Origin of the sequence: Streptomyces sp. Ru62, from assembly GCF_002920615.1 — a bacterium.
GTDB lineage: Bacteria > Actinomycetota > Actinomycetes > Streptomycetales > Streptomycetaceae > Streptomyces.
Genome location: NZ_PQSU01000081.1, coordinates 1 through 3,256, shown reverse-complemented (window position 1 = coordinate 3,256; position 3,256 = coordinate 1). Strand labels below are relative to the sequence as shown.

The 3,256-nt window shown below is 70.5% G+C and carries 1 protein-coding gene and 1 pseudogene; one reads left to right on the top strand and one right to left on the bottom strand.

From position 1 onward, the window contains the following. Window positions 1-1,015: 1,015 nt before the first annotated feature. Window positions 1,016-1,461 (bottom strand): annotated as a pseudogene (locus tag C3492_RS46575) (transposase); the annotation flags it as partial. 310 nt (window positions 1,462-1,771) lie between these two features. On the opposite strand from C3492_RS46575, the gene C3492_RS43725 reads away from it, so the two are divergent. After that, entirely contained in the window at window positions 1,772-2,782 is a 1,011-nt protein-coding gene (locus C3492_RS43725; RefSeq protein ID WP_146075815.1) for a hypothetical protein, read from the top strand. Window positions 2,783-3,256 lie beyond the last annotated feature (474 nt).

Here is a 3,256-nt window from a genome sequence, read left to right as displayed (position 1 = left end):
TTAGAGACGGTGGAGGCGAGCTCCTGGAAGGAGGTGGCGCGGGCGGTTCCGGTGGTGACGCCGGATGCCGTGGTGAACGACCAGCGGGCCGCCCAGGACCGTGTGTCAGCCTGCATGGTTGCGTCCCTGCCTCGCATCTCGTCTCCTACTCTCCGTTATCGAGGTCGGTGACGGTGCCGTCCTTGATGTAGCGAGCGAGGTTGAGTTCCGGGGCGTTGAACCGCTCGCGGACCTCTTCCCCCCACAGAACCGTCTGGGTGCCCTCGTGCTTGACCAGGCCCGGGTTGATGCCGAGCTTGAACCCGCCGGACAGCGGCTTGCCCTCCCGGTAGGGCAGGAAGTCCAGCGGCGACTCACCGCCCGCCGCGTAGACGACGCAGTCGGACAGGATCGCGATGGGGTACTGCCCGGTAAACGCCGCATGCTTGACGATCTTGCGGTGGAGGTTGATCCGCGTGCGGGAGATGACCGCCGCCCGGATGTCCGGCCGCCACGTCGGACGGGACAGCGCCCGCCACGGCTGACCCGGCCGCCAGCCCTCACCACGCGGGCGCTCACGGAGCTTTCCGATACCGCCCTTCACGGTCGCTTTGATCGCTGAGACGACAATCGTGAGGTCCGGGTCACGGTCCTTGTAGCCGTCCATCGCCGCCAAGAAGTCGGCCGGCTCCATGTCCGCGTGGACGCCGAGGTCAGCCATCGTGGCCAGGTAAGCGTCACGGAGCCTGTTGTACCAGCCGTCCAGGTAACGGCCATTCTCGTACCGCACCCAGGCCTCGACCGGCTGCACCTCGTAACCGAGCTCCACCGCGTACGCCACGGTGGGGGTGGCGTACCAGGCCGGGCCCTCGGGGTGCTCGCCCTTCGGCGTGAACGGGCTGGGCAGCAGGCTGCCGTCCAATTCCACCCACTTGTCCTTACCGACCTTCACCCGCGACAGGTCCACGTGCGACAGGTCCACCAGCCAGGAGCCGGGCAGCTTCGGGTCGAACACCGGGTTCTTGACGTGGGTGGGCGCGCCGAGGCCGACGACGAGGCCGTTGGCGCCGGCGGCGAAGGCCATGTTCACGTCGATGCCCCCCGGCCCACGGGACTCGGCCCTGCATGTTCGCTCCTTTTTAGCCCTGACGTGGCCGGTGTCGACGACCACGCGGGTGACGTCGAGGAGGCCGGCATCGTCGAGTTCGTGCGGCACGGCCTCGTGCAGGCGGCCCCAGACGCCGGCTTCGACCAGAGCAGGAACCGGCGGTGGGCGGTCGACTTCGAGATGCCGAAGCACGGTGGCAGAGCCCGCCATGCGCAACCGCTGACCAGGACGTAGATGATGGCCGCGAACAGCGTCTCATCAGGCGTGTCCTGCGTTCCACCGCCTTGCGGACGCACCCGTGACAGAGGGATCAGCGGCTTCGCGATCTCCCACAGGCCGTCCGGAACTATCCAACTCCACGTACCCCGCCCCATGAACTGACCAACAACCACCTCACCACATAGGACACGGTCTAAGTTGAGCCTTCAACTGTCGTGCTATGATCACGCCTCGACGCCGACGGGCAATGATCCACCTCCTCGCACGCCGCCCGAGCCGAGCGCGCCAAATCCCTTCGCCGGACCGGTCGTTGAGACGCCATGCCCGCGCTCTCCCCTTGTGTGGACGCACGCGTGCGTGTTCACCGCTCCGGCACGGGGCCGAGGAGCCTCCTCGGACTGCCGGGCTCCCGCCGCGTCACCGACCCGCACGTCGCGATCTCGCCATGCAGTTCCGAGGAGAGCCATGAACCGTCCAGAAGTGTCGATCAAGCAAGCGCGGCTCGCCGTGGGCCCCTTGAGCGTGCTGCTCTTCGCGCAGACGACGTTCTGGCTCCTGTACGACGTCGCCGACCGCGGCCTGCCGCACATGTGGTCCGCGTGGACCAACGGCCCGGTCTCCGGGCTCTCGGCGACGACCGCACTGGACTTCGGCCTGGCGGCGCTCCAACTCGGCGCCGCCTGCGGACTGGTGCTGCGGATACGGGGCGCCGGGGGCCTGCTGGTGACCGCGTGCGTCACGACCGTGCTGTTCCGGACGCCGGTCGTCTGGTACATGCTGCTCGACTCCGAGTCGGACCCCTGGTTCGGCGGCCTGGAAGGTCCCTCACTCACCGCGGTCGGCGTCAGTTGCCTCCTCGCGATCCTGGTCGCCGTCGCTCTGGGCGGCCTGCTGTTCCGGGTGCGCGGGCTCGAGCGTGACGCGGCCGCGGCCGCGGAGGAGGAGAGCCGCTCCGGCGCGATTCGCCCGGTGAAGGTCACGGCCTCGGCCTCGTGCACCCTGCTCGCCGTGCTGAACGTCTTCTACATCTGCCGCAACGTCCTGACGGCCGTGGAGGTGGGGCCCCACGCGCTGGCGGATCTCCTCGTCGGCAGGGGGGTCGGCCGCGCGGTGCTCGGTGTCTCGTCACCGTGGCAGTGGGCCTGTCTGACCGTCCTGTGCGGAGTGGGCATGGTGCTCGCCGCCAAGCGCCGGCCGAGCGCGACCGGGTTCTCCGTCGGGCTGGCCCTGTTCATGATGCCGATCGCCTTCACCAAGCTGTGGGGCCTCGCCGGGACCGCCGACCTGCTGGCCTCCCCGCTCAACACGGTGCAGTCCGTCCTGGAGTTGGCGGGCTCGGCGGCCGTGGTAGCCCTGATCGTGGCGGACGTCCGCCGTGACCGCCCGGCGCCGCACGCCGTCCTCGAACTCACCCCGCCGCCCACCGGGGCGGACCCGGAGGCGCAGCGGGCCGACGCCGCCACGAGCGACGCCTGAGCGCGCAGACGCCGGTCCGGACGCCCGAGCGTCCGGACGCACTACCGTCCGGCGCGCCCGCCGAGCCGTTCCCCGGGCGCCGGGACGGACACGTGGTCATCGCCACGGGTCCGCCACCGACCGGCGCCCTCCGCGACACAGGAGGTGTCCGAACCCACGATGCCGGTGCGCTGAGGGCGGCCGGATTCGGCAACCCCGAGACGCTGCGACGCACCTTCGTGGCCCGGCTCGGTGTCTCACCCGGCCACTACCGAGCCCGGTTCGCCACGACGCACTCCGACCCCCGCCGAACTCGGACACCAGCCGCCGGCCGGAACGGGACCGCCGGCACTCCGCCGACTCCGACGCCGCACAAAGTGCCACAGCCCGCCGAGCGCGACCGCTGACCAGCGCTCGGCAGCCCCCCCTGCCCCTGCCTGCGCCCGGCAAGCACCGGCCAAACCAGCCTTCGCGGGCCCGCCGTAGGGAGCTCTG

Bases quoted from the DNA above. Each gene is read 5' to 3' on its own strand.
- C3492_RS43725 (WP_146075815.1), top strand. From the start codon at position 1,772: ATGAACCGTCCAGAAGTGTCGATCAAGCAAGCGCGGCTCGCCGTGGGC.